Here is a 26817-nt window from a genome sequence, read left to right as displayed (position 1 = left end):
GCTGCATGCAAGGGAGAGAGCATGGCCGACCGCATCCTCGTACTCGACGCCGGAACCACCTCGACCCGCGCGATGATTTTCGCACCCGACGGGACGATGGAGGCGGTCGAGCAGGCGGAGATCACGCAATACTACCCCCAGCCCGGCTGGGTCGAGCACGATGCGGCGGAAATCTGGGACAAGACGCTCGCCTGCGCGCGGCAGGTCGTGGGCGAGGCGCCAGGGCGGATCGCGGCCATCGGAATCACCAACCAGCGCGAAACGGTGGTGGCGTGGGACAGAAATTCGGGTGCACCGCTGGCGCGGGCGATCGTGTGGCAGGACCGGCGCACGGCCGCGTTCTGCGCGGACATGAAAAGCTACGGCCACGAGGAAGGCGTGCAACAGCGGACCGGCCTGCTGCTCGATCCCTATTTCTCCGGCACCAAGATGCGCTGGCTGCTCGACCACGACGAGGCGGTGCGAGCGGCTTCGCAGCGCGGCGATCTCGCCTTCGGTACGGTTGAAAGCTGGCTGGTCTACAAGCTGTCGGGCGGCGCGCATGTGAGCGATGCCAGCAACGCCAGCCGCACGCTGCTGCTGTCCCTCGACGGCGCACAGTTCGACGAGGAGTTGTGCGAACTGTTCGGCGTGCCGCGCGCCGCATTGCCGCAGGTCGTGGACACGCACGGGACGATTGCGACGGCGCAGGCGGAATGCCTCGGCGCGGAAATCCCGATTTGCGGACTGGCGGGCGACCAGCAGTCGGCGACTATCGGGCAGGGCTGCCTCGCATTCGGGGAGACCAAGGCGACGTATGGCACCGGGGCGTTCGTGCTGACCAACAAGGGGCAGGACATTCCGCGCTCAGACAACCGGCTGCTCGGGACCGTGCTCTGCCAGGAAGACGGCCAGCGGACCTATGCAATCGAGGGCGCGTGTTTCGTCGCGGGCAGCCTCGTACAGTATCTGCGCGACCAGCTTGGCCTGATCGGATCGGCGGCGGAAACGGAGGAGCTTGCTCGCACCATCGAGAGCAGCGGCGAGGTGGTGATTGTTCCGGCGCTGGCAGGGCTGGGGGCACCGCACTGGAAGCCCGATGCGCGCGGAGTGATCTCGGGCCTCAGTTTCGCCAGTGGCCGCGCACAGATCGCCCGCGCCGCGCTGGAGGCGATGGCGCACCAGACGCACGATCTCGCCAACGCCTTCGCCGCCGACGGTGCGCCGTGGTCGACGCTGCGCATCGACGGCGGGATGAGCGCGAACGACTGGATGGCGCAGGACCTCGCGGACATTCTCGACATCGCCGTCGAGCGGCCCGATTTCGTCGAGACGACCGCCCTGGGCGCGGCCATCCTCGCAGCCGTGGGGGCGGGGGTGCATCCGACGCTTGCCGCAGCGGCGGACGCCATGCGCGGCCAAGGGCGCCGCTTCACGCCCGATATGTCGGAAGATGTGCGGGAAGCGCGGCTCGCCCGCTACGCACGCGCGCTCGCCGCCGCCTGATCAGCCGCCAGTGCCGAACGCCTGCGCGAGGCGGTCCTGCATGGCCTGGACCGGTGCTTCCGCCTGTTGCTCAGCCCGCCGCATCTCGCGGTCCAGCCGCGCTACGCGTGCGTGCAAGTCTTCGCTTTCGCGAATGAGGGCGCGGGTTTCGGGCTCCAGCGCTTCGAGATTGGCGGGATCTGCACTGCGCTCTTCCGGCAGTTCGTTATGGCGAGCGAGCTGCGCGGCGGAGAGTTCGCCCGCCAGATAAGCACGCTGATTCAGCAGCCACGCGAGCACATGCATAACCCGCGTGGTGGTCCGCAGCCCCTCGATCGAAAGGGCGATCTTCAGGCTGTCGCTGGCGTTGTCGCCCTTCTCGCCGATGCGCAGGTCGAACACGGCGCGTGCATCGTCGGCCAGCAGCAGGGCCTCCGAATACAGATCCTCGATGATCTCGTGATTGATGTTGCGAGCCGACATTGGCCTCGGATTACGCCCCGGTCGCGAAGGTGACCAGCGCGTTTACCATGATGTCTCTTGGCGGCACGACCAACCGCGGCTTGCAGGCGGTCAGGCGATGATATCGGGCAACAGCGTGTCTTCGATGATCGCAATGCGGTCCTTGAGCTGCAACTTGCGCTTCTTCAGCCGGGCGATCTGCAACTGGTCGACGAAGCCACCGCCGTCGCTTGCATCGGACAGGGCCGCGATGGCGGCATCGAGATCGCGATGCTCGCTCCGCAACATCTCCAGCCTCTTGCGCAGCTCCTGCTCGTTCACGTCCGTCCTTCCCGCATGTCGTTTCGTCGCATGGCCCGCAGTCGGGCCTTTGTAAATCGGCAATACTATGATCACATAATGGTCACGCGGCCCGTGCCGCACGGCACGAGTCGCTTCTTGGGGTCGCGTTAAACCCGTAAGGAGACAGACTGATGCAATCATCCCATGTCGATGCGCTCAAAGCCAAGCACGCCGGTCTCGAGGCCCGCCTGCATGCGGAACAGATAAGGCCGGCGCCCGACGTAGCGATGATCCAGCAGATCAAGAAGCAGAAGCTCAAGATCAAGGAAGAGCTCGCGAGCTGCTGATCCTGCACCAGGCGGAGGCGGGGTGCATGTCCCGCTTTCGCCGAGCCGGGGTTTTGCTATAGGCAAGGGCATGTCCGCTGCCGCATCCGCCCGCCAGATCCTTACCCGCCTGCACGAAATCATGGCCGGGCGCACTCACGCCCAGCACAAGCTCGATCGCGTGGTCGAAGTTATCGCAGAGAGCCTCAATAGCGAGGTCTGCTCGATCTACCTGCTCCGCGAAGGCGCGCTGGAGTTATTTGCCACGCAGGGTCTGAACCCGGACGCCGTTCACGTCACCCGCATGGCGGTGGGCGAGGGGCTGACCGGCACGATCGCCAAGAATATCGAGACGCTCAACCTCGCCGAGGCGAAAGCGCATCCGGACTTCCTCTATCGCCCCGAAACGGGCGAGGAGAAATTCCACTCCTTCGCCGGCGTCCCTATCGTCTACCGCGAGCGGGCGGTGGGCGTGCTCTGCGTCCAGCATGTCGAGCCGCGGCGTTACGAGGATGTCGAGATCGAAGCGCTGCAGACGACCGCAATGATCCTGTCCGAACTGATCGCCCACAAGGAACTGGTCGACGACGAGGAAGCGATCGATTTCGGCGAGGCGCATACCGAGACCGAGGTGATCGAGGGGCTGACGCTGGTGAAGGGTCTCGCCTCGGGCAGGGCCGTCTTCCATCAGCCGCGCATCGAGATCGACCAAGTCGTGGCCGAAGACATCGAGGCAGAGCGCCAGCGCGTCTACCGCGCCTTCGACAAGATGCGCGAACAGATCGATGCGCTCGGCAAGGAGCCGGAATTCGGCAAGGGCGGAGAGCATGTCGAGGTGCTCGAGACCTACAAGATGTTCGCCTATGACGAAGGCTGGAGCCGCCGGATCAACGAAGCGATCGACAGCGGGCTGACGGCCGAAGCGGCGATCGAACGCGTGCAGCAGCGCACCCGGATGCGCATGCGCGAAATCGACGATCCGCTGCTCGCCGATCGCATGCACGATCTGGAAGACCTCTCCAATCGGTTGCTGCGGATCGTCTCCGGCCAGCTCGGCACGGCGGCGACGCAAGGATTGCGACGCGATTCCATATTGATTGCGCGCAATCTCGGCCCGGCGGAACTTCTTGAATACGACCGTCGCCGACTCAAGGGCGTGGTGCTGGAAGAAGGGTCGCTCACCGCGCATGTGGTGATCGTGGCGCGAGCGATGGGCATTCCCGTGCTTGGCCGCGCCGATGGTGTCCGCGCGCGGGTGAGCGAGGGCGATGAAATCCTGCTCGACGCGGACAAGGCGACCGTAACCCTGCGGCCAGGCACGGCCTTGATGGACGCCTTCGAGGCCCGGTTCGTCAAGAAGCGCGAGCAGCAGGCGACCTACGCCGAACTGCGCGCTGTCGAGCCCTTCACGCGCGACGGCACGCGCATCACGGTGATGATGAACGCCGGCCTGCGCGACGACATGAGCATGCTGCAGCTGACCGGCGCGGACGGGGTCGGCCTGTTCCGCACCGAATTCCAGTTCCTCGTTTCCGCCACTCTGCCGCAGCGCGACCGGCAGTTGCGGCTCTACCGCGATGTGCTCGATGCAGCGGGCGACAAGCCGGTCATTTTCCGCACGGTCGATATCGGCGGCGACAAAGCGGTGCCTTATCTGAACACGCAGATCGGCGAGCGGGATGAGAACCCCGCCATGGGCTGGCGCGCCCTGCGCTTGTCGCTGGAGCGCGAAGGCCTGCTGAAAGCCCAGGCGCGTGCCTTGCTGGAGGCGGCCGCCGGGCGGCAGCTTTCGGTGATGTTCCCGATGGTTTCCGAACCGTGGGAATTCGATGCGGCCAAGGCGGTATTCGAAAACCAGCTCGCTTTCCTGCGTGACCGGCGTCACGTCGTGCCGGAAACGATCGAATATGGCTGCATGCTGGAGGTACCCGCTCTGGCCGAATGCCTCGACGCGCTGGTGCCGCGCCTGTCGTTCATCTCGGTCGGGACCAATGACCTCACCCAGTTCCTGTTCGCCGCCGACCGCGCAAATCCCAAGCTGGCCGAGCGGTACGACTGGCTCAGCCCGGCGATCCTGCGATTCCTCAAGCGGGTCTCGGACACCGTCGTCGGCCAGCCGGTCAGGATCGGCGTATGCGGCGAAATGGGCGGGCGCAGGCTGGAAGCGATCGCCTTGCTCGGCATCGGCTATCGCCGCCTGTCGATCACGCCGGCCGCGGTGGGCCCGATCAAGGAATTGGTGCGCAAGATCGACCTCAAGGAGATCACCGAGCAGATGTCTCAGTGGCTGCTCAGCCCGCCGCCCGACATGCGAGCCGCGCTCAAGGCCTGGGCCGAGCAACGTGATATCGAGGTCGACTGAGCGACGCGGGCTGATTTCGTCGCGCATGCAGCGCGGCTCGCCGGTTTGCCCTGAGCATGCTACAGGCTGTGCTTGACAGCTGTGGGGCTGCGCCGCTTTCAGCGGCAAGACGGAAAATGAGGGCGGCACCAAGCCGCACGGTCGCCAATCGGGATTTGCATGGAAGATAACGAAACTGTCGATGAACCGGCGCCCGCCGCCTCGACCGAGACGGCAGGAGCCAGGCTACGCGCGGCGCGCGAAGCTGCAGGGTACGAACTCGAGCAGGTAGCGGCGGAGACCCGAATCCCGTACCGGCACCTCGTCTCGATCGAGGCCGACGATTTTGCGGCGCTGCCATCTCGCACTTACGCCATCGGCTTCAGCCGGACCTACGCACGCGCCGTCGGTCTCGACGAGCAGGAGATTATCGGCCAGGTCCGCGAACAGCTTGCCTCGGGCGACGGCGGGGAGCGCATGGCGCCTGCCAAGTTCGAACCGGGTGATCCGGCGCGTGTCCCCGGGCGCGGCCTCGCATGGTTCGGGCTGATCGCCGCGCTGTTGCTGGTCGGCGGCATCTTTGCATTCTATCGCAGCTATCTTGCCCCCGGCCTCGGTCCGGCACCGCTGCAGGACGAAACCGAGCAGGTCGGCGCGGCCGAGGCTGCGCCGACCGCCACGCCGACGCAGGCGGCTCCCTCGGGTCCGGTCGTCTTCACCAACGGCATGGAAGGCACCTGGGTGCGTTTCTACGATGGCGAGGGTGAGACGCTGTTCGAAGGAATCATGGCCGAAGGTGACACCTATACAATACCGGAGGATGCCAGCGAGCCGCAGATCCGCACCGGGCGCCCCTATGCCTTCACGATCACGGTAGGCGGGCGCAGCGTTCCGAAGATTTCGGAAGAGGATGAGGTCGTCAGCGATGTCCCGGTGGATGCTGAATCGCTGGCTCAGCGCAGCGCCGCTCCGGCGGCGCAACAAACTGCTACGGCGACTTCAACGCCCGCGACCTGATCCTTGCTTTTGCAAGAGAGGGGAAAAGCCCCTTCACCGCCTCGACAGCTTCGGGGGGGTAGGGCAATTTCCATAACGACGAATTTCTGGACAGGAGCCCAGCCGATGAGTTTCGGACGCAGCCTACGTGCCACCGGCCTCGGTGCCGCCATGATCGCCCTGCTGGCGACGGCCACGCCGGCCTTGCCGCAGGATGATAACGCAGAAAACCGCATCCGCCGGTTGGAGAGCGAAGTGCGCGCGCTCCAGCGCAAGGTCTTCCCCGGCGGCGACGGACGTTATTTCGAGCCCGAGATCAGTGCGCAGCCGAGCGTGGAATCGACGGTCAATACGTCCTCGACTACGGCGGTGACCGATATTCTTGCGCGGCTCGATGCGTTGGAATCGCAGCTGCAGGCGCAGACGTCGCAGATCGAGGAGAACGCCAATGCGCTGCGCCTGCTGACGACGCGGCTCGAGGCGATGGAAGGTGCGCGTGTGTCGCCTTCCACATCAGCGTCAAGCGCGTCCTCTCCTGTGACCACGCCTGCCGACGATAACGACAGCATCGTCTCGCCCTCGACAGATGCCGTCGCCCGAAACACCGCGAGCATGACCGGAGCGAGCAGCGCGGCGCAGGGTCCGAGCGCGGAGCGTCTCGCCGCGGTACAGGCGATCGCCAAACCGCAGACCGACGATCCGGCGGACGACGAATATTCCTACGGCTTCCGCCTGTGGGACGCAGGCTTCTACCCGGAAGCGCAGCAACAGCTGACCATGTTCGTCGAGCAGAACCCCTCGCACTGGCGCGCGACCTATGGCCGCAATCTGCTGGGCCGCGCCTATCTCGACGATGGCAAGGCGCGCGAGGCGGCCCCGTGGTTCCTCAAGAACTATCAGGACGACAAGGGCGGTGCGCGTGCCGGAGACAGCCTGCTCTACCTCGCCGAGGCGATGATCGCCCTCGACGACACCAACCGCGCCTGCATCGCGCTGGCCGAGTTCGCAGAGACCTATCCTGCGCTCGCAAGCGGTCGCCTGAGTGGACAGTACGCGACCCAGCGCAGCCGGGTGACCTGCAATTGATACAGCGGTCGATCCCGATCTTCTGAGACGCTTCGTCGAGGCGGCAGAACGTCTCGCGATTTCGAAGCGCGTCGGGCTGGCCGTATCCGGTGGGCCCGACAGCATGGCGATGCTGCTATTGGCGGATGCGGCGGGCTTCGATTGCCACGTCGCGACGGTGAACCACGGCCTGCGCGCAGAGGCGGTCAACGAATGTCGGCTGGTCGAGGACCTATGCGGTAAACTCGACGTGCCCTGCACAATCATCAACATCAATCTGGCGAAGGGGAACGTGCAGCAGGAGGCCCGCCGCGCGCGCTATTCAACGCTGGCGCAGTGGGCGACGCGAGAGAGATTGGAATTAATTCTGACCGCGCATCACGCGGATGATCAGGCGGAAACGCTGCTCATGCGGCTCAATCGGGGCAGCGGTTTGGCGGGTCTCGCCGGGGTGCGGGAGCGGCGTCTGATTGAAGGCACCGACATCGAACTGGCGCGTCCCCTGCTGGGTTTTCGGCGCAGCGAACTGCAGGCGGTGATCGACGGTGCAGGTGTCGCGGTGGCCGACGATCCCAGCAACCGCGACAGGGTGTTCGACAGGGTCCGCCTGCGGCAGGGCCTGGAGCGGAGCGATTGGATCGATGTCGATGGTCTCGCACGTTCAGCCAGTCTCATCGAAGAGAGCTGGTCAATGGTAGAGGGTCTCGCTGCTGAAGATGTTACCCTGCATACCAAGCGCCATGGCGAGGCCTTCGCCTACGATCCCTTTGCAGCCTCGGGAGTCGCGCGCGTACCGGTCTGGATCGAGGTAGTTCGCATGATTGCCGGAGACCTAGGCGTCACCCTTGTTCGGGGCGATGCCGCGAAGATCGTGGCTGCCTTGCAGGATGCGCGAAAGGTCAACGTCGGTGGGGTCAGCGCCGAAGTCATCGAAGAGGACGGTACGAATCTCTGGCTGCTCAAACGAGAAACGCCGCGCCGCAACGCCTGACCCTGCTCAGACGATACTGTCGCCGAGGTTGAGCTTCTCGCCATCGGTGATCACCACCATGTCGCCTTCCTTGGCGATGGCGAACAGGCGCGAGGCGAGCTCGTCCGGCACACCGACACAGCCGTGGCTGGCATAGCCGTTCTGTACTTCGGACCCGCCATGAATAGCGATGCCGTCGGTGGTCAGGAACATGCTCCAGGGCATGGGCGCATTGCCGTATTTCTCGGACACATTGTGCCGCTGCTTCCACAGGATCGGAAACTTGCCGGTCGGCGTCGGATGATTGTCGGTCCCCAGCATCACGGCAGCCGCACCGATCTCGTAGCCGCCGCGGAACACGGAGATCACGCGCGCCTGCAGGTCGACCGTCACCAGCAGCGGGCCTTCTGGTACGCCCTCATCGTCCCAATGCCACTCGCCATATTTGATCGGTCCGTCGATCGGCAGAATGCGGCGGACGGTGTAGAGGCGGTCGTGATCGGCCAGCGCCTTGGCCGCGATCGCACCCATCGGCTTTACAGCGGGTGCCGCGGCTTCAACGGACTCCGGCGCTGCGACAGCCTGATCCTGAGCGCCGACCGAGCCGCTGAAAAACAGCCCGACCAGCACGGCCACGACCACCAGCGAGGTGCCGCCAATCCATTTGAATGTCGCATCCATGCGGGCATTATGCCCATTCCAGCTCGGCATTTCCAGTGGCAAGGCCCCAAGCGTCTCGCTTCAGAACAACCGCATGTCAGGAGGTTAGCGCTGCCGCCTCGCGCGCGACGCGCTCTACCTCCGCTTCGTCGACAGGCCCGCGCGGTGCGACCCAGCTGCCGCCGACGCACAGCACCGGATCGAAAGCCAGCCACTCGCGCGCATTGTCGAGGCTCACGCCGCCCGTCGGGCAAAAGCGGCACTGGTCGAACGGCGCAGCAAGAGCTTTCAGTGCTGGCAGACCGCCTGCGGCCACGGCGGGGAAAAACTTGAAATGCGTGAGACCAAGGTCGAGCCCGCGCATGATGTCGCCCGCATTGGCAATGCCCGGGAGAAAGGGAATGTTCTCGCGGATCGCGGCCTTGCCGAGCGGTTCGGTCAATCCCGGCGAGACGATGAACTCGCTTCCCGCGTCGATCGCATCGGCAAGCTCGCGCTGATTGGTCACGGTGCCCGCGCCGACGATTGCGCCGTCCACGCCCTTCATGGAGCGGATTGCATCGAGAGCCGCTGGCGTGCGCAGCGTGACTTCGAGCACGCGCAAACCGCCTGCAACCAGCGCGCTCGCCAGCGGCACGGCGTGCTCCACTTCGTCGACCACGATGACCGGAATGACCGGCGCGGTGTTCATGATGTCGGCGATTGCGGTCATGCGTATTCCCTCGCGAAAGCGGCGGCGGCCCCGAACAGGCCCGGCTGAGGATGGGTAATGAGCTTGACGGGAATGGACGCCATCAGCTCCTGGAAGCGGCCCTTGGCCTTGAAGCGCTCGGCAAAGCCTGATTTCAGCAGCGTGTCGCGGATGCGGTAGCCAAGCCCGCCAGCGATCACGACACCCCCGAAACCGCCCTGCGCCAGCGCGATATCGCCGGCGACGCTTCCGAGCGAGAGGCAGAAGCGGTCCACAGCGGCGGCGGCAAGGCTGTCGCTGCCGTCCTGACCGCGCGTCCAGATCGCTACGTCGTCCTCGTCGGTGACCGGCTTCCCCTCCATCGCGGCAAGCGTCTGGTAGATGTCCGAGATGGCAGGGCCCGAGACGACCCGCTCCACCGAAACGCGCGTGTGGCGCTTGCGCAGGCGAGCGAGGATCGCGTCCTCGATGCTGTCGAGCGGGGCGAAATCGATATGACCGCCTTCTGTCGCCGAGACGCGATAGGTGCCATCGGGCTCGCGATAGAGATGGGCGACGCCAAGGCCGGTGCCGGGGCCGAGCACGCTGAGGCGACCGGTCGGCGCGAGCGGCTTGTCCGGGCCGGTGAGGTGGATGAACTGGTCTTCCTCCACCCGTGCCACGGCATGGGCGACCGCCTCGAAATCGTTGACGATACAATATTGCTCGACGCCGAGTTTCTCCTGCACCAGCGCCGGGCGGATGATCCACGGATTGTTGGTGAACCGGATCACATCGCCGCCGACCGGCCCGGCAATCGCCATAGAGACACGCGGCGGCAGCGATCCGCCCTTGCGATCGCGGAAATCCTCCCACGCAGTCTGGAAACTGGCGTGATCTTCGGTGTGGATCGTCTCGGGCTCGCCCAGCGTGATCGTGCCGTCATCGGCAATCGTGGCAATGACGAAGCGGGCATGGGTGCCGCCGATATCTACGCTTACGAGATCCATCTCACAATCCTGCCATGGCCAGCATCGCGGATGCGCCCTGCTCGGCGCCGTCGGCATTCGCACGGAACATGGCGAAATACTCGCGGCCCATGCCGATGTCGGGCGCGGGCGCATCGGCGGGCTCGCGCGCGTCGAGATCGGCGGTGGTCGACAGCTCTCCGGTCACCGCGCAGACCTTTACCATGTCGCCATCGCGCAGCTTTGACAGCGGCCCCCCGCCAAGTGCTTCGGGTGTGCAATGGATAGCCGCGGGGACCTTGCCCGATGCGCCGGACATGCGCCCGTCGGTGACGAGCGCGACGCGATAGCCGCGATCCTGCAACACGCCGAGCGCGGGGGTCAGCTTGTGCAGTTCCGGCATACCGTTGGCGCGCGGGCCCTGGAAGCGGACGACGACGACCACATCCCTGTCGAGCTCTCCTTTCGAGAAGGCCTCGTTGACGGAGCGCTGGTCGTGGAACACGCGGCACGGAGCTTCGACCGTCCAACGCTCGCGCTCGACCGCGGAAGACTTGAAGCAGGCGCGGCCCAGATTGCCTTCTACCAGCCGCATGCCACCGTCTGCCTGGAACGGGTCGGAGGCTGGGCGCAGCATTTCCGTGTCGCCAGAGGGGCCGGGATCGCGCCAGGTCAGTTCGTCGTCCTCGAAGCCGGGTTCACGCGAATAGCTCTCGAAGCCGCCATCCCACACGGTGAGAATGTCCGCATGCGCGAGTCCTTCGTCGAGCAGCGTGCCGATGACGTAGCCCATGCCGCCGGCCTCGTGGAAATGGTTCACATCGCCAGAACCGTTGGGATAGACCCGCGCCACCAGCGGTACGGCTCGCGACAATTCCGCGAGATCGGTCCAGTCGAACTTTATGCCCGCCGCCCGCGCCATGGCGGGAATGTGAATCGCGTGGTTGGTGGAGCCACCGGTAGCCAAAAGGCCGATGGCCGCATTGATGATCGCCTTCTCGTCCACCACGCGGGACAGCGGGCGAAAGTCGTCGCTGTCCTGATGGATGGCGGCGAGGCGGTGGGTCGCAGCCCGGCTCAATTCCTGCCGCAGTTTCGCGCCCGGTTGCACGAAGGCCGCGCCAGGAACATGGAGCCCCATCATCTCCATCATCATCTGGTTGGAGTTGGCCGTGCCATAGAAGGTGCAGGTGCCGGGCGAGTGATAGCTGCCCATTTCGCTCGCGAGCAATTCGTCGCGGCCCACTTTGCCCTCGGCATAGAGCTGGCGGGTCTTTTGCTTTTCCTTGTTGGAAATACCGGTGCCCATCGGACCGGAGGGCACGAAGATCGCCGGCAAATGGCCGAAGCGCAGGGCGCCCATCAGCAGGCCGGGGACGATCTTGTCGCAAATGCCGAGCAGTGCGACGCCGTCATACATGGCGTGGCTAAGTGCGACGACGGTGCTCAGCGCGATCGTATCGCGGCTGAATAGCGAGAGTTCCATGCCAGCCTCGCCTTGTGTCACGCCGTCGCACATGGCGGGAGTCCCGCCGGCAACCTGCACCGTCGCGCCGACTTCGCGCGCCCAGATCTTCATCCGTTCGGGATAGCGATAATAGGGCTGATGGGCGGATAGCATGTCGTTATAGGCGGTGACGACACCTAGGTTCGGCCCACGCGCGGCCTTGATGGCTTCCTGATCCTCCTCCGCCCCGGCAAAAGCGTGGGCGAGGTTCGAGCAGGATAGCGAATGGCGATCGACCTGCCGGTCGCCCTCGCGCTCCATCAGTTCGAGATAGTCGCCCCGGCTCTTGCGCGAATTTTCGATCACGCGCTGCGTGACGCGGTGGACAGTGTCGTTAAGCTTAGTCATCGTGCCAGGTCACCCCGTCGCGTTCGGCGAGCGCGATGGCAGCGCTCGGCCCCCATGTGCCCGCGGCATAGGCCTTCGGCTCGGTATCGTTTTCCGCCCAAAGAGCGCGGATGTGGTCGATGAACTCCCACTGCGCCTCCACCTCGTCACGCCGGACGAACAGCGTCTGGTCGCCATGAACGAGATCGAGCAGCAGGCGCTCATAGGCGATGCGGCGGACGACGTCGGAAAAGGCATCGGGCATGGCAATGTCGAGCGGCACCGGACGCAGGCGGAGGCCATCTGTGCCGAGGCCCGGCACCTTGGCCATCATCGTGAGTTGGATGTTTTCTTCCGGCTGGATCTCGATCACCAGACGGTTGGGTTCGGTCTTCGCCCCGCGGCCTTCGAAGATCGAGTGCGGGATGCATTTGAACTGCACCACGATCTCCGTGACGCGCTTGGGCATGCGCTTGCCATGGCGCAAATAGAACGGCACACCGCGCCAGCGCCAGTTGTCGACATGGGCCTTCAGCGCGACGTAGGTTTCAGTATCGCTGTCCTTGCCCAGTTCCTCGTCATAGCCCGGCACGCTCTGGCTATCGACGGCGCCCGCACGGTACTGGCCGGTGACGACCTCTTCCGCTTTTGCAGGACGCAGGGCCCGAAGGACCTTGACCTTCTCGTCGCGCACGGCAGTGGCGTCGAAGCTGGTCGGTGGCTCCATCGCCACCAGCGCCAGCAATTGCAGCATGTGGTTCTGGACCATATCGCGCAAGGCGCCGCTGTCGTCGTAATAGGCGACGCGCGATTCCAGCCCGACCGTCTCGGCGACGGTGATCTGCACATGATCGACGTAATTCGAATTCCACACCGGCTCGAGCAGGATATTGGCGAAGCGCAGCGCCAGCAGGTTCTGCACCGTCTCCTTCCCGAGATAGTGATCGATGCGGAAAATCCGGTCTTCGCTGAAGGCCTTTGCCACCGCATCGTTGATCTCGCAGCTGGAGCCGAGATCGATGCCGAGCGGCTTTTCCAGTGCGATCCGGGCATTGCCCTTGGTCAAACCGACGCGTTGGAGATTGGAAATGGTGGGTTCGAACAGGCTTGGTGCTGTCGAGAGGAATATCGCCAGGCCGTCGTACTCGCCGACCTCCTTCGCCAGTTGGTCATAGCCATCGGGCGTGGTCGCATCGACCGGAACGTAGGTGAGACGGTTCAGGAAGTCCGCCATCGGTCCGCGGCGATTGGTCGGCAGGTGTTTCTCCAGCGCCTCTCGCGCGAACTGGCGGAATTCGCGGGTGGACATTTCCGAGCGGGCCGTCGCGACGATGCGCAGGTCCGGATCGAGCAAGTGATCAGCGTGCAGCGCGCAGAGCGAGGGCAGGAGCATGCGCTGGGACAAATCGCCCGTCGCGCCGAAGAGTAGCAGGCGATCGGCCGTGAAATTCATTCGGTGCACTCTGCAATCATGGTCGCGTCCCCTTTCGGCTTTTCGCTACCAGCGCCGCGCTCGGCGTGCCAGTGGGCTGCATTCCTATTCTTTGCGGACCTCGACACTGCTGGATTTGAAGTCGCTGGCACCGAAGGTAGTCATGAAGCTGACGTCCGCCGCATCGCGGCCTACGCCGATTTTCACGGTCTCTGCCGGATCCGCCATTCCGGTCGCATCGACGATCTGCCATGTGCCACCGCCTTCGATCTCCGGGTCGGCGAGGAACACTTCGGCTACCGCGTGGAAATCGGGAGGCGAGACGCCGGGCGAATAGCAGGATACGTAACGCGCCGGGATCGCACAGGCGCGGGCCAGCGCCACAAGCACGTGAGCATAGTCGCGGCAAACTCCCTGCCGTGTGACGAAGCTTTCGACAGCGCCGGTGTCTGGCCCCGATGCACCGAGTGTGTAGCTGAAATTGTCGTGAATCCAGTCACGCATTGCGGCAATTTGGGCACCGCCCTCGAGGTGTCCGAATTCCGACTGTGCGAAGGGCTGGAAACGGTCCGCGTGGCAATATCGGCTGTCCAGCAGGTAGTGGATCGCCTCTCCGGGCAATTGGTGCGCGGGTAGGGATTGAAGACTGGAAAGGTCCGCCAATTGGCGCTTGATCTCGATCTTGGCGCGGTATTCGACCTCGCAATGGCCTTCCGCGCTCAGCCAGACGCGTTTGCCGATATCGTCATCTGCAGGGACGCGAGTGAAGTCCTGCCCCGGCGGCAGATGTGTCTCGCATGAGATGATGGTCTGCTCGGGCAGGGCGGCGGCTTCGAATTGCAGCAGGACGTCGGTCGGACCGTCGACGCCGAAGGCGAAGCGCGTATGGATGACTATGGGCATATGACGGGACAACGCCGTCGGCCCTCGATCGTTTCGGCAATCGAACCATTGCCGGTCACCCATGGGGCCATGAAAAAAGGGCCCCGTTAGGGACCCTTTATTCGTTTGGTTTCGCCACGGCGATCAGCCGGTGAAGAACCATCTCCAAATGCTCCACATAGTAATACCTCCTGTTGGTAGAGGTATTACCTGCCATTAACCATATATGTTTGTAAAGCCTAAACCATGTTTGCCAAGCGGCCCTCCGCGTTTTTCGCGTTGTATTCCAGTAGCTTGGATAGCGGAATCGGTCTGCTGAAAACGAAGCCCTGAAGTTCGTCGCAGCCCATTTCGTTAAGAATTTCAGCTTCTTTCATCGTCTCCACGCCCTCCGCGACTACGGTGATTCGCGCCTGGTGGCCCATCTCGACGATGCTGGACACGATTGCGCGCGCCTTGGGGTCATCGACGATTTTCGATACGAAGAGGCGGTCGATCTTCAACTCGTTGAACGGCAGTCCGAAAAAGGTTTCGAAATTGGCCGCACCGACACCGAAATCATCGATCGACAGGCCAACGCCCAACTTGACCAATTCGTCCAGGATCGTCGCCGCCGCTTCCATATCCGCGATCCGCGCCGTCTCGGTGATCTCGAGCGTGAGATAGTGCGGGTCGAAACGGGTCGCCTGCAGCGCGTTGCGGACGAGGCCGACGATGCGCATGTCCCTGAGCAGGGTCGCAGATATATTGACGGAGACTTTGAGCGGGGAATTGCGGAAATGCAGCAACTGCCCGGCCGAACACGCGCTTTGCAGGACATATCGCGTGAGGTGCTCCATGCGACCTGCCTTCTCGCATTGCGCGACGAAATGCGTCGGTTCGATAAAGCCCTTGGCCGGGTCGTGCCAGCGTATCAGGGCTTCCACCCCGACGATGGCGCCGGATCCGCTGTCTATCTTGGGCTGATAGACGCAGTAAATCTCCCCTGCATCCATTGCTTCGTCGATCCGCGCACGGAGCGAGATGTCCCACAACAGGTCGGCATTCTCGCTGCTTTCCGCCAACTTGATAGGATCATGGGCTTCCGTGGTGTCCTCCGCAGCTGCGATGGCTGCCGGGACGCGGCCCCCGGGATCGTTTTCGATCGCCGCAACGCCGAAGGTAATGCCGACGTCGATCGATACCTCGCCGACATGGACCGGTGCGGCGAAAATTGCACGCAAGCCAGCAAGGTGCTCCGTCTGAGCGGAGCTATCCTCGATCGGTGAGTGCCACGCGACGTAGTGGCCTTCGGTAAAGACGGCCAGATCGGGATCCGCCGCGCGCAAACGGTCGATCAGCTTCAAGAGGTAGGTAGTGCGATCTTCCGAGGCGAGGCTTTTGAGGATCCGCTCGTAATTATGCACTTTGGCAACCACCACGTGCCCGGTTGTCACTTTGTCACGGATGAGGCGGCTGTCGAGTGCCTTGAGCGTGGGCAGCCCCGTTTCCTGGTTGGTCAGGGCGAGGCGCCGTTTCAGGCGCGTTCGGGATCGGAAAACCGCGTAGATCGCAAAAAGCGCCAACGCATACGAGACCTCGAGACGGACACCGATCCGGGCGGACGCTACCAGCATGGCGGGCACGAGAAGTACAAGTGCAGCATAGCTAAGCCAGCGCGTTCTTCGTGTAGGGCCAGGCAGGATGAGGCAGGCCAAGAGCGAAACGAAGATAGCGAGCGTGGCCATCGGGCCCAAATGACCCAGCCGCCCGCTTTTGAGAGTTTCTCCAGCGTAGATCGAAATATAACTTGGAGGGGCGTTCGTACTGTTCGGTACGATGAGATTGGAGCCAGAGCTATTACGGTCATGACCGATGACGACTGTCTTGCCAGCGAAATCTATACTCACCGGAGCATCGGGATCGCCAAGAAGCTCGGCTAGCGAAGTCGCCGCTATCTGCTGCCCCGAAAAACCATAGTCGATTTGGAACTTGCCCCTCTTGTCTTCGCTCGTTTCCCCACCAAGCGAAGCAGCCAACGAAGGTATGCGGCGACCGCCGACGATGAAACCGTAGTCGGCTGTCCAAGCGATGCCGAAAAGGTTCATGTCGCGCCGATCGGCGACAACGCGCGAGGCCGAAGGCCCAAGACTGGAGTGGTTTCGCCGTAACTGCTGGCTGAAGTCCATATCTCCCACGAGCTGATCGACAAGCGCTATGCGGGGCCCCAGCCCTTCGATTGCAGCGTTCAAAGACGCATCATGCGGCGCTGCAGACGGCTTTTCGAAGACTATGTCGAGATAGACTTTGCCGACGCCGCGGCGGTCCAGTTCCTCGAGAGCTTTGGCGAGCTGAAGTCGCCGATGGCCAGAGTTCGGGTCGTTGAGGATTTGGTCGCTACCGACGAAAACGATATCGCCGGAGGCCTTTTGACCTGCGATCTTCGACTGGAACAGCCACAGAAACTGATCGATCGGTTCGAACAGCATGACTGCGAACAGAGGGATAACTAGGAGTACCGAAAATATCAGGTGCCGCAGCCGTTCTCCCACGCGCCCGGCGCCCCCTAGCCGCAATCGCGCCGGGAGAAGCCGCTTTCCTGAAAAGGCGCGTTCGGTACCCATTGCATGCGCTTATGGGCGTCTTAAGTTTAAGAAACCTTTGACGCGACCCGCGTGTTTTTGCGTCCGGCGCGGAATTGCGCGGGGTCGGGTGGTTAAAGCGCGCTTAGTATTGTTCCGCGCCGATCGACTCCCGAACCGGTTTAGAGACCGCCTCGGCTGCAAAGAAGCTCAGGATTCTGAAGGGTTGCAGGCTCCGAGCGACAATTACCCGATTTGGTAAACGTCTACTCTGCGCCGGTGCGCGAGAAATTTTATACGATCGTTCCGAACAGATCGTGCGCGTCACTGTCTTCGATCAGGGCCGATACGATGGCACCGGGCACCAGGTCTGGCGACGCATCTCGCAAATAGACGGCGCCGTCGATTTCGGGAGCATCCGCCTGGCTGCGACCGGTAGCCCCGATATCGCCGTCCTCGTCCGGCGCCCCGACCTCGTCGATGATGACCGGGATCGTCTTACCCACCTTGGCCTGGAGCTTCGCAGCGCTGATCCGCTCGGTCACTTCCATGACCCGGGCGAAGCGTTCTTCCTTGATCACTTCGGGGACATGGTCGGGCAGGGCATTCGCCTGCGCGCCCTCCACCGGTTCGAAGCGGAACGCGCCGACGCGGTCGAGCTGCGCCTCTTCCAGCCAGTCGAGCAGATAGCGGAAATCGTCCTCGGTCTCGCCCGGGAAGCCGACCACGAAACTGGAGCGGATGGCGATCTCCGGGCAGACGTCGCGCCAGCCTTTCAGCCGTTCGAGCACCTTGGCCTCGTTGGCCGGGCGCTTCATGGATTTGAGCACCTTCGGGCTGGCGTGCTGGAAGGGAATGTCGAGATAGGGTGTCAGCAGCCCCTCTGCCATCAGCGGGATGACTGCGTCGACATGGGGATAGGGATAGACGTAGTGCAGCCGCACCCATGGCAGCATGCCGCCGCCGATATCGAGCTGGCCAAGCTCGCGCGCGAGATCGGTCATGTGGGCGCGTACTTCGCGTCCCTTCCAACTGCGGCTCTCGTGGCGCGTGTCTACGCCAAAGGCGCTGGTATCCTGGCTGATGACCAGCAATTCCTTGGTTCCCGCCGCGACCAACTTCTCCGCTTCGCGCAACACCGCATCGATCCGGCGGCTCGCCAGCTTCCCACGCAGGTCCGGGATGATGCAGAAGGCGCAGGAGTGGTTGCAGCCTTCGGAAATCTTGAGATAGCTGTAGTGCCGCGGCGTCAGCTTGATGTCGGGCTGGGGGATGAGGTCGATATACGGCCCCTGGCTTGGCGGTGCATGCTCATGGACGGCTTCGACCACGGCCTCGTACTGGTGCGCGCCGGTCACTGCGAGCACGCTGGGATGAGCGGCGCGGATGGCATCCGCTTCCTCGCCCATGCAGCCGGTCACGATCACGCGGCCGTTTTCAGCAATTGCCTCGCCGATCGCCTGCAGGCTTTCTTCCTTGGCACTGTCGAGGAAGCCGCAGGTATTCACCAGCACCACATCCGCCCCGGCATAGTCGGGGCTCATCGCGTAACCGTCGGCGCGCAGCCGCGTGAGAATGCGCTCGCTATCGACCAGCGCCTTGGGGCAGCCGAGAGAAACCATGCCGACCTTCTTCTGGTCGGGGATCGAGGTGGTGGAGGTGCTCATATACCGATGTCCGTGAATTTGGCGGCCCCCTACACGAATGGCACCGGCGGCGCTAGGAGGCTTGCATGGGACCGGTAGACTGGATTGCAGTGGCGTTGGCGTGGCTGGTGGCAGCCGTGCTCGGCGTGGCCTTCTACGGTAAGCGGGCAACGCCGCGCGGCAATCTGCTGCTGCACGCAGTTGCCGCTCTGCTGCTGCTCGCGAGCGCGGCCATGCTCGGCCACATGTTCGCGCGGGTGGGTGAGGCAACACTGGCGGCGAAGCCCTGGCTCTATTTCATGATGGCAGGCGGCCTGGCGCTGACTTTCATCGGGCCGGCCCTATTCATTACTGCCGCCCGGCGCGAGGAGCCGATCGGCAAAGCGCTGCTCGACTGGGGCTACTGGCTGGCCGCGTATCTGGCGATGGGCGGAATCTTCTGGCTAGTCTGAGCCGACCGGGTAGGGCACCTGATCTTCGTGGTCGTGCCCGTCGCCCTTGGTGGTCCCATTCGGCGTCGGAACGATCTCGACCACGATATCGCCGGGCTGCAGGTTCTGGCACTCGTCCTCCCAGAACCCCAGCGCCTTGCCGTTGCGATATACGCGCAGACCACGACCGCCGGTCCGAAGTTCCGAAATCGCGCAGCCGCATTCCTCTTCGGTGATCTCGCGCTCGACCAGCTGGACCCGGCCGGAGACCGAAGCGAGATCGGCGAGGTAATCGGCGATATGCTCGCCCTTGGCGCTGCCGGCGAGCAGCAGCCCGGTGAAACGCACCGGGTTGATGACGTTGTTTGCCCCGGCCTGCCGCGCCAGCGATTCATTGTCGTCGGCGCGCACTACGGCGCTGATCGGCACAGTCGGTGCCAACGCGCGCACGGTCAGCGTGATGAGGATCGTGGTGTCGTCGCGCCCGGCGGACACCAGCACGTTCTGCGCCTGGTTGATCCGCACCGCTTTCAGCGTGGTATCCCGCGTAGCGTCCGCGGCCATGATATTGCAGCCGAGCGCTTCGGCATCTGCAAGCCGCTCCTCGCTCGGGTCGATCACGACGATGCAACTCGGGTCGACATCGCGCTCGATCAGTTCGGCGACTGCTTCGGAGCCGGAGATGCCATAGCCCAGCACCACGATGTGGTCCGAAAGCTGTTCCTGGATGCGGGCCATGCGCCATTTCTCCCAGCTGCGCTTGATGATGAAATTATACGCCGTGCCAACGAAGATGAAGAACACGGCAAAGCGGATCGGCGTCACGATGACGGCCTCGACCAGCCGCGCCCGGTCCGAAATCGGCGCGATATCGCCGAAGCCGGTGGTGGTGATCGAGATCATGGTGAAATAGATCACGTCGAGGAAGCTAACCTCACCATCGAGATTGTCGACCAGCCCCTCGCGATCCCACCAGTGGATCATAACCACGATAAAGATGAGAAACAGGGCGAGGCCCAGACGGATGCCAAGATCACCCCAGACGGGTATCCTGACCGCGCGCCGCAGCGGCTGGAACCGGGGTCCGCGAAAAACCCGCTGCGGTTCCTTCTGCGGGACGACCGTGTCGACCTGGCGATCCTTGCGGCTCATCGCGTGCCTCGCCTGCCGATCAGCCTGGCGGGATCGACCGGCGTATTGTCCTTGAGGATGTCGAAATGTAATTCGGGCCGCTTTGCCTCGCCGCCCTGTCCGGCGATGCCGATGCGCTCGCCCGCCTGCACGAAGTCGCCCAGCTTGACGGTGGCCCGGGCCAGATGGCCGTAGCGGGTGCGCCAGCCGTTACCGTGATCGAGCACCACAAGCGGCCCGAAACGACCGCTGTCTTCCTGCGCGTAGACGACCTTGCCACTGGCCGAGGCGCGGACCATGTCGCCGGTCTTCACGGCATAGTCGATGCCTTCGTGGCCCTTGCCGTCGGCGGTGCGCTGGAACCCGAGCAGTGCCGCGCCGTCATGCGGAGCGCGGAAGAACGGGCGATCGCGCACCGGGGCGGGCGGGATCGGGCGGGTCGAGAAGGCCGGGATGATCAGTTTCTGGCCGACCCGGATGTTGTAGGGCGGCTCCAAACCATTCGCCACGGCAATCAGGTCGAAGGGCACGCCGTAATCGATCGCGATTGCGAAGCCGGTTTCGCCGCGCCTTACCACGTGGCTGCGCTGGCGCGGGATGGAGAGCACCTGCCCGACGCGAACGTCGTAGGGTTCGACCAGCCCGTTGGCCGCCGCGATCACCGTCGCCGGCACCTCAGCGCGCTCCGCTATGCCGCTCAGCGTCTCGCCCTCTTTCACGGTATGCTCGGTCTCGGTCGCGGGATTGCCCGCTGCCATCAGCACGAACGCCGCAAGCGCGAGGGCGAGGCGCTTCATCCTGCGTACCGCTCCGCCAGCGAACCGAGCGAGGAATGGTGCGTGAGGTCGAGCTGGAGCGGTGTCACCGACACATAACCTTCGTCGATCGCCTCCAGATCCGTCCCATGGTCGAGCGTGTGCTCGATCGCTTCGAGCCCGAACCAGTAATACTTGAAACCGCGCGGGTCACGCCCTTCCACCACGGTGCCGCGCGAATAATCGTGGAAACCCTGCCGCACGACGCGGATGCCCTTCACCTTGCTTGGCGGAAGGGGCGGGAAATTCACATTGACCAGCGTGCGTTTGGGCAGAGGGGTGTCGAGCAGCGGCGCGAGCACTTTCGCGCCCCATTCCACTGCCGCGCCGAAGGGCACATCGTCGCCCGCGTTTTCCTTCGAATAGACCTGGCTCAACGCAATCGAGCGCACGCCTGCCAGCGCGCCTTCGATGGCGGCGGAAACGGTGCCGGAATAGGTAATGTCGTCGGCCAGGTTGGCGCCCCGGTTCACGCCCGAGAGGATCACGTCGGGCGGGCCGTCCATCGCCTTGCGCAGGCCCATAGTGACCGAGTCCGTCGGTGTGCCCGTGACCGAAAAGCGGCGCTCGTCATGCTGGCGCAGCCGCACCGGGCGCGTGAGGGTGAGGGCGTGGCCCATGCCGGACTGCTCCTCGTCCGGCGCGCAAATCCAGATGTCGTCGCTAAACTGCCGCGCGATGCCCTCCAGCACCTCGAGGCCCTTGGCACGAATGCCGTCGTCATTAGTGAGGAGGATGCGCATCAGTTCTTAGGCTCCAGCTTGGTAACCCCGCCCATGTAGCTGTGCAGCGCCTCCGGCACATTCACACTGCCGTCCTCGTTCTGGTAGTTTTCCATCACTGCCACCAGCGTGCGGCCCACGGCAAGGCCGGAGCCGTTGAGCGTGTGGACGAACTGCGTCTTTTTCTCGCCTTCGGGGCGATAGCGGGCATTCATCCGCCGCGCCTGGAAATCGCCGGTGTTGGAGCAGGAGGAAATCTCGCGCCAAGCGCCTTGCCCGGGCAGCCATACTTCGAGGTCGAAGGTCTTGCGCGCGCCGAAACCCATGTCCCCAGTGCATAGCAGCATGCGGCGATAGGGCAGGCCTAGCGCTTCGAGCACGCCCTCGGCACATTTGGTCATGCGCTCATGCTCGGCCTCGCTGTCTTCCGGACGGCAGATGCTGACCAGCTCGACCTTCTCGAACTGGTGCTGGCGAATGAACCCGCGCGTGTCGCGGCCCGCAGAGCCTGCTTCGGAGCGAAAGCATAGCGTATGCGCGGTGAGGCGCATCGGTTCGGCGAGATCGGGCAGGATATCGCCAGCGACCGAATAGGTGAGCGGGACTTCGGAGGTGGGGACGAGCCAGCGGTCGTCGGTCGTGCGGAAACTGTCCTCCGCGAACTTCGGCAGCTTGTCCGTGCCGTACATCGCGTCGTCATTGACCAGCACCGGCGGGTTGCATTCAGTGTAGCCGTTCTCGCGTGTCTGGCGGTCGAGCATGAATTGCGCGAGGGCGCGGTGCAGGCGGGCGATGTCGCCGCGCAGGAAGGTGAAGCGCGCGCCGGAGAGTTTCGCGGCGGTCTCGAACTCCATGCCGAGCGCCGGGCCGAGGTCTGCGTGTTCCTTCGGTTCGAAACCGAATTCGCGCTTCTCGCCCCACTGGTGGACTTCGACATTGTCGTCCTCGTCCGCGCCTTCCGGTACATCGTCGGCCGGGATATTCGGCAGGGTCGCAAGCAAATGGTCGAGTTCCTCGCCCGCAGCCCGCTCGGCCTCCTCCCATTCGGGCATCGAGGCCTTGATCTCGGCCACTTCGGCTTTCAGCGCTTCGGCCTTGTCCTTGTCGCCCTGGCCCATGGCCTGGCCGATCGCCTTGGAGGCTTCGTTGCGGCGGCTCTGCGCTTGCTGGACCTTGGTCGTAGCTTCGCGCTTCTTGGCGTCTAGCGCGACGATCCGGTCGGCCACCGGATAGGCTCCACGCCTGCGCATCGCGGCGTCGAAACTCTCGGGATTGGCGCGGATGAAAGCGATATCGTGCATGGGGCGGGCCTATGCCTTGTCGCTGCGCGCTTGGCCAGAGGGATAGGCAGCAGAGCCATCGCTTGAGCTTTCCCGGGCACGTCTTTAGGCCCCGCACGTTCAGGGACGACCGGAACAGCTTGAAAGGCATGAGAGACTTGCAAGGCCAGCCAATCGAGCCGCCGCGCCGTACGCGCTTCATCGACATTGCCGACAAGGTCGTCCGCGCAGGGCGGAAGATCGGAGCCGTCGCCCGTGCGCGGCTGGAGAAGGATTTCCTGCTCGAACAAGCCGCCGAGAAGACCGGCCTCGAAGATTTTGGCGATCCGTGGTTCGAAAAACCGTTCGAGGTCCTGCTCGACAGCGTGAAGCGCGAGGCGCGGCTCAATGCGGCGGGCGATTTTTCCGCCATGCAGCAGTTCCAGTATGTGCTGGAAAGCCGCCTCTATGCGCAGATGTGGTTCAAGCGGCATCCCGAAATTCTCGCTCGCCCGATCCGCAATCCGGTAGTCATCGTCGGGCCGATGCGGTCGGGCACGACGCGGCTTCATCGCCTGCTCGCGAGCGACAAGCGTTTCGCACACATGCGCAGCTTCGAGACGATCAACCCGGTCCCGCGCCCCGGTTTCGAAGAGGTGCTGGCGGGCGAGAAGGAAGACTTCCGTCCCAAACTCGCAGCGCGGATCATGAAGGTCGCGCGCCTCGCCAATCCGCGCACCCTCTCGATCCACCCAACGGGCCCCTACGAGCCGGAGGAAGAGCTCGGCCTGCTGGTCGCGAGCATGTGGGGCATGAAGCACGATGCACAGTGGCAGGTGCCGAGCTATTCCGCATGGTGCGCCCAAGAAAGCGCAGTGCCGGCCTATCGCCACATGGCGGACCTGCTGCGCCTGATCGGCTGGAGCCAGCAGGAAAGTAGCCTGCGGCCGTGGATCCTGAAAACGCCGCAGCACATGCTGGACCTGCCGGCGCTGCTGGAGGTTTTCCCCGATGCGCGGCTGATCTTCACCCACCGCGATCCCAAGCAGGTGGTCGGCAGCGCCGCCTCGCTCGCGTGGAACCAGACGATCATCTATTCCGACCATGTCGACCCCGACCGCATGGGCCAGACATGGCTCGATAAAACGGCGGAGATGATCGCGAGGATGCGCGCCGCCCGCGATGCGATCCCCCGCGAGCGGATGATCGACGTGCATTACGACGACATGGAAACCGACTGGCGCGGCACGATGGAACGGGTCTACCGTTTCCTGGAATTCGATATCGAGCCAGCGCTAGAGCCCATGCAGGGCTTTCTCGACCGTTCCGCCCAGCTCAAGCGGCATCCGCACCGCTACAGCCTGGAGGAGTTCGGCCTGAGCGAAGGCCAGGTGCGCGAGCGTTTCGCAGATTACGTCTCGACCTACGGTGTCGCGACGGATCGCGAGGCGAGCGAAACGCGTCGCCGGGTGTGGAAATAGAAAGGGCCGGCGTCGGAGCCGGCCCTCTCGCTCAATTGCGGGCGATACTCAGAACTTGAATTCGCCAGTCACGAAGACCCGGCGCGGATCGCCGTAGAAACCGGTGAGGTTGCCCTCCAGCCCCAGCACCGATCCGGTCACGAAGTCGTAGCCGGCGACGATATACCGCTTGTCGAACAGGTTCTTGCCGTGGACGCCGATCGACCAGCGATCGCTGTCGGCCGTGTAGACGATGCTCGCATCGACCAGCGTATAGGCATCCTGATCGAGCGGGCCGGGAAGTTCGAACTGGCTGGAATCGCCACGCATCGAAACCGTACCGATGAAGTCGACGATGCCGCTGGCGACCGGCAGGCCGAGGTCGAAGCTGGCATTGGCGGTGAAGTCGGGTGTGTTCTGGAACACCCGCTGGTCCGCCACATCGTTGCCGAACGGGTCGATGAAGGTGTTGTACTCGGCATCGAGATAGCCGACCGCCCAGTTGAAGTTCAACCGGCTGCCGGGGCCGGCAAAGTCCCGCCCGACCAGCGCGCTGCCTTCGAATTCGATCCCGTTGACATCGGCATCGCCTGCATTGGAAGTCACCCCGACGAAGGTGTCGCTGACGCCGTCGCCATCGGTATCGACGCCAACCGAGCCCGGGATCTGGATATCGGTGTAGTCGCCCTTGAAGATAGCGAGTGCGAGAAACAGCCGGTCTTCGAGCAAATTGGCCTTCCACCCGAGCTCGTAGCTGTCGACTTTCTCCGGTGCGAAGCGGAGGAACTCGAACTGGTCGTCGTAATCGACATCGCCGTCCTGATCGATATCCGGGGCCAGCGAGGTCTGGCCGCGCGGGTCGAAACCGCCGCCCTTGAAGCCCTTGGAGTAGGTGAAATACACCGTGTGGTTGTAGCTCGGCTTGTAAGCGATCGAGGCGCGCGGGGTGAACTCCTTGAACGTCTCGCTGCCGTTGAAGTCGCTCGTCACGGCGATGGGGATGGCGTCGGACGGCGGGAACAGGTCCGAATAGCCGCCGATAAAGGTCGTGCGCAGCACACGGCTGGTCCGCTTGTCCCACGTATAGCGTCCTCCGAGCGACAGGCTCAGCTGGTCGGTGATATCGTAGGTGAAATCACCGAAGATCGACCACGTCTTGGTGCCGACATCGCCAAGGGTTTGCGCGTTCAGGCCGGGCAGGCCGACCAGCGCGCCAGTGGTGAACAGCGCCACGTCGAACGCTGTAAAGGCGTTGGCATCGAGATAATAGGCGCCGAGCACGCCGTTCAGGCGCTCGCTTTCATAGAGCAGTTGCAGTTCCTGGCTGAACTGGTCGTTCTCGTAAATCGCCGGAACGTCGAGGTCGGCAGCAGGGAGGCTGTCGAAATCGATCGGCGTGGTCGACTTGTCCTCGCGATACCCGGTGATCGACTTGAGCGTAATCGTGTCGCCGACTTCATAGGCGATGGTCAGGCCGCCGCCGTAGGCTTCGACCTCCTGTTCGATCACGTCGAGGCCGGCCCGCGTGTCGTAGACGCTGTCGAGGATCGGTGCGCCGCTGAATTGGCCGACGAGCAGGCGGGCGCCCTGACGCGGATCGGAATCGTCTTTCACATAGTCGCCGGACAGGCGGATGAAGAGCGGACCGTTGTCGAACTCGATCGTGCCGCGGGCGGCCCAGACGTCCTTGTTGTAATTCTCGACCCCTTCCTGGACGAGGTTGTCGCCGAAGCCCCCGCGCGAAAGGCGTGCACCACTTGCGCCGATCTTGAGCGTGTCGCTGATCGGGGTCGAGGCGGACACGATCAGGTCGGCCTGGTCGTAATTGCCCAGCGTTCCGCGCACCTTGACCTGCGTTTCGTCAGGTAGCCGGGCGGTCACATATTTGATCGCGCCGCCGATGGTATTGCGACCGTAGAGAGTACCCTGCGGACCGCGCAGCACTTCGATCTGGGCCACATCGTATACGTCCAGCACGGCAGCCTGCGGGCGGTTGATATAAACGTCGTCCACATAAAGGCCGACACCCGCCTCGAAGCCGGCGACCGGATCCTGCTGACCAACGCCGCGCACGAAGGCGCTGAGCGTGGTGTTGGTGCCGCGGCTGACTTCCAGCGTTACGTTGGGCACTTCCTGCGCAATCTGGGTCAGGTCTTGTGTGCCGCGCTTTTCCAGTTCTTTGCCGGAGATCGCAGTGACGGCCAGTGGCACATCGGTGATGCGCTCAGCCCGGCGACGAGCGGTGACGACGATCACATTATCGATCGCCCCCTGATCGTCATCGAGCGTCACTTCATCGTCTATGTCCTGAGCGACGGCAGGCGTCGCTATCAATGTGGCCGTCGCCACTCCGGCAAGCAGGGCGCACATCGAAAGCCTGGTGCCACGCATACTGTAATCCTCCCACAGATGTTTTCTCGTTACGCCTTCGATACTGAAA

General features: G+C 63.8%; 23 protein-coding genes. 8 read left to right on the top strand and 15 right to left on the bottom strand.

The window, feature by feature from the left end; translation table 11 throughout:
• Positions 1-21: 21 nt before the first annotated feature.
• On the top strand, positions 22-1485 hold the full coding sequence (locus tag P8R33_RS03305; protein WP_278327560.1) for a glycerol kinase: 1464 nt from the start codon (positions 22-24) through the stop codon (positions 1483-1485).
• Here P8R33_RS03305 and P8R33_RS03300 read toward each other — a convergent pair whose 3' ends face one another.
• The gene (locus P8R33_RS03300) at positions 1486-1947 is read right to left on the bottom strand and encodes a DUF1465 family protein (protein ID WP_278327559.1); all 462 of its coding nucleotides are present in this window, start codon (positions 1945-1947) and stop codon (positions 1486-1488) included.
• 90 nt (positions 1948-2037) lie between these two features.
• A complete protein-coding gene (locus tag P8R33_RS03295) occupies positions 2038-2247 on the bottom strand; it encodes a YdcH family protein (protein ID WP_278327558.1) in 210 nt (69 codons plus the stop codon).
• 152 nt (positions 2248-2399) lie between these two features.
• Between P8R33_RS03295 and P8R33_RS03290 the strand changes: the two genes are divergently transcribed.
• From P8R33_RS03290 to tilS, 5 genes are all read left to right on the top strand, one after another.
• Positions 2400-2555, top strand: a complete 156-nt coding sequence (locus tag P8R33_RS03290) for a DUF465 domain-containing protein (RefSeq protein WP_278327557.1) — start codon at positions 2400-2402, stop codon at positions 2553-2555.
• 70 nt (positions 2556-2625) lie between these two features.
• Positions 2626-4896, top strand: coding sequence for a phosphoenolpyruvate--protein phosphotransferase (gene ptsP / locus P8R33_RS03285; RefSeq protein WP_278327556.1), 2271 nt, complete (start codon positions 2626-2628; stop codon positions 4894-4896).
• 159 nt (positions 4897-5055) lie between these two features.
• Positions 5056-5892, top strand: a complete 837-nt coding sequence (locus tag P8R33_RS03280) for a helix-turn-helix domain-containing protein (RefSeq protein ID WP_278327555.1) — start codon at positions 5056-5058, stop codon at positions 5890-5892.
• A gap of 105 nt (positions 5893-5997) precedes the next feature.
• Positions 5998-6957, top strand: a complete 960-nt coding sequence (locus P8R33_RS03275; RefSeq protein WP_278327554.1) for a tetratricopeptide repeat protein — start codon at positions 5998-6000, stop codon at positions 6955-6957.
• Positions 6953-7927, top strand: a complete 975-nt coding sequence (tilS, locus tag P8R33_RS03270) for a tRNA lysidine(34) synthetase TilS (RefSeq protein ID WP_347569030.1) — start codon at positions 6953-6955, stop codon at positions 7925-7927. The genes P8R33_RS03275 and tilS overlap by 5 nt, the downstream gene beginning before the upstream one ends.
• Before the next feature lie 6 nt (positions 7928-7933).
• Here the strand turns inward: tilS and P8R33_RS03265 are convergent, their stop codons facing one another.
• From P8R33_RS03265 to rimO, 8 genes are all read right to left on the bottom strand, one after another.
• On the bottom strand, positions 7934-8587 hold the full coding sequence (locus P8R33_RS03265) for a L,D-transpeptidase family protein (RefSeq protein WP_278327553.1): 654 nt from the start codon (positions 8585-8587) through the stop codon (positions 7934-7936).
• 76 nt (positions 8588-8663) lie between these two features.
• Positions 8664-9278: a bifunctional 4-hydroxy-2-oxoglutarate aldolase/2-dehydro-3-deoxy-phosphogluconate aldolase gene (gene eda / locus P8R33_RS03260; RefSeq protein ID WP_278327552.1), complete on the bottom strand. Its 615-nt coding sequence runs from the start codon at positions 9276-9278 to the stop codon at positions 8664-8666.
• A complete protein-coding gene (gene glk, locus P8R33_RS03255) occupies positions 9275-10246 on the bottom strand; it encodes a glucokinase (protein ID WP_278327551.1) in 972 nt (323 codons plus the stop codon). The genes eda and glk overlap by 4 nt, the downstream gene beginning before the upstream one ends.
• Position 10247: 1 nt before the next feature.
• A complete protein-coding gene (gene edd, locus P8R33_RS03250) occupies positions 10248-12059 on the bottom strand; it encodes a phosphogluconate dehydratase (protein ID WP_278327550.1) in 1812 nt (603 codons plus the stop codon).
• Entirely contained in the window at positions 12052-13491 is a 1440-nt protein-coding gene (gene zwf / locus P8R33_RS03245; RefSeq protein WP_278327549.1) for a glucose-6-phosphate dehydrogenase, read from the bottom strand. The genes edd and zwf overlap by 8 nt, the downstream gene beginning before the upstream one ends.
• An 84-nt stretch (positions 13492-13575) precedes the next feature.
• Entirely contained in the window at positions 13576-14373 is a 798-nt protein-coding gene (locus tag P8R33_RS03240; protein WP_278327548.1) for a transglutaminase-like domain-containing protein, read from the bottom strand.
• Positions 14374-14591: 218 nt separating this feature from the next.
• Positions 14592-16820: an EAL domain-containing protein gene (locus P8R33_RS03235; protein ID WP_278327547.1), complete on the bottom strand. Its 2229-nt coding sequence runs from the start codon at positions 16818-16820 to the stop codon at positions 14592-14594.
• 386 nt (positions 16821-17206) lie between these two features.
• Positions 17207-18580, bottom strand: a complete 1374-nt coding sequence (gene rimO, locus P8R33_RS03230; RefSeq protein ID WP_278327546.1) for a 30S ribosomal protein S12 methylthiotransferase RimO — start codon at positions 18578-18580, stop codon at positions 17207-17209.
• 65 nt (positions 18581-18645) lie between these two features.
• Here rimO and P8R33_RS03225 point away from each other — a divergent pair, with 65 nt between their 5' ends.
• Positions 18646-19011, top strand: coding sequence for a DUF1761 domain-containing protein (locus P8R33_RS03225; protein WP_278327545.1), 366 nt, complete (start codon positions 18646-18648; stop codon positions 19009-19011).
• Here P8R33_RS03225 and P8R33_RS03220 read toward each other — a convergent pair.
• From P8R33_RS03220 to serS, 4 genes are read right to left on the bottom strand one after another with little or no spacing between them, the layout of a single operon-like run.
• Entirely contained in the window at positions 19003-20142 is a 1140-nt protein-coding gene (locus P8R33_RS03220; protein ID WP_278327544.1) for a potassium channel family protein, read from the bottom strand. The two genes, P8R33_RS03225 and P8R33_RS03220, sit on opposite strands and share 9 nt — an antisense overlap.
• Positions 20139-20918 carry a M23 family metallopeptidase gene (locus P8R33_RS03215; protein WP_278327543.1) on the bottom strand — a complete coding sequence of 260 codons (780 nt, stop codon included), beginning with the start codon at positions 20916-20918 and terminating at the stop codon, positions 20139-20141. The genes P8R33_RS03220 and P8R33_RS03215 overlap by 4 nt, the downstream gene beginning before the upstream one ends.
• Positions 20915-21679, bottom strand: a complete 765-nt coding sequence (surE, locus tag P8R33_RS03210) for a 5'/3'-nucleotidase SurE (protein ID WP_278327542.1) — start codon at positions 21677-21679, stop codon at positions 20915-20917. Before surE ends, P8R33_RS03215 begins: the two co-directional genes overlap by 4 nt.
• The gene (serS, locus tag P8R33_RS03205) at positions 21679-22959 is read right to left on the bottom strand and encodes a serine--tRNA ligase (RefSeq protein WP_278327541.1); all 1281 of its coding nucleotides are present in this window, start codon (positions 22957-22959) and stop codon (positions 21679-21681) included. The genes surE and serS overlap by 1 nt, the downstream gene beginning before the upstream one ends.
• Positions 22960-23087: 128 nt before the next feature.
• Between serS and P8R33_RS03200 the strand changes: the two genes are divergently transcribed.
• Entirely contained in the window at positions 23088-24398 is a 1311-nt protein-coding gene (locus P8R33_RS03200) for a sulfotransferase family protein (RefSeq protein ID WP_278327540.1), read from the top strand.
• A 48-nt stretch (positions 24399-24446) separates the two neighbouring features.
• Here the strand turns inward: P8R33_RS03200 and P8R33_RS03195 are convergent, their stop codons facing one another.
• The gene (locus P8R33_RS03195) at positions 24447-26768 is read right to left on the bottom strand and encodes a TonB-dependent receptor (protein WP_278327539.1); all 2322 of its coding nucleotides are present in this window, start codon (positions 26766-26768) and stop codon (positions 24447-24449) included.
• Positions 26769-26817 lie beyond the last annotated feature (49 nt).

The organism is Qipengyuania flavescens (assembly GCF_029688735.1).
Classification (GTDB): Bacteria; Pseudomonadota; Alphaproteobacteria; order Sphingomonadales; family Sphingomonadaceae; genus Qipengyuania.
This window is presented reverse-complemented; position numbering and strand designations above follow the sequence as displayed.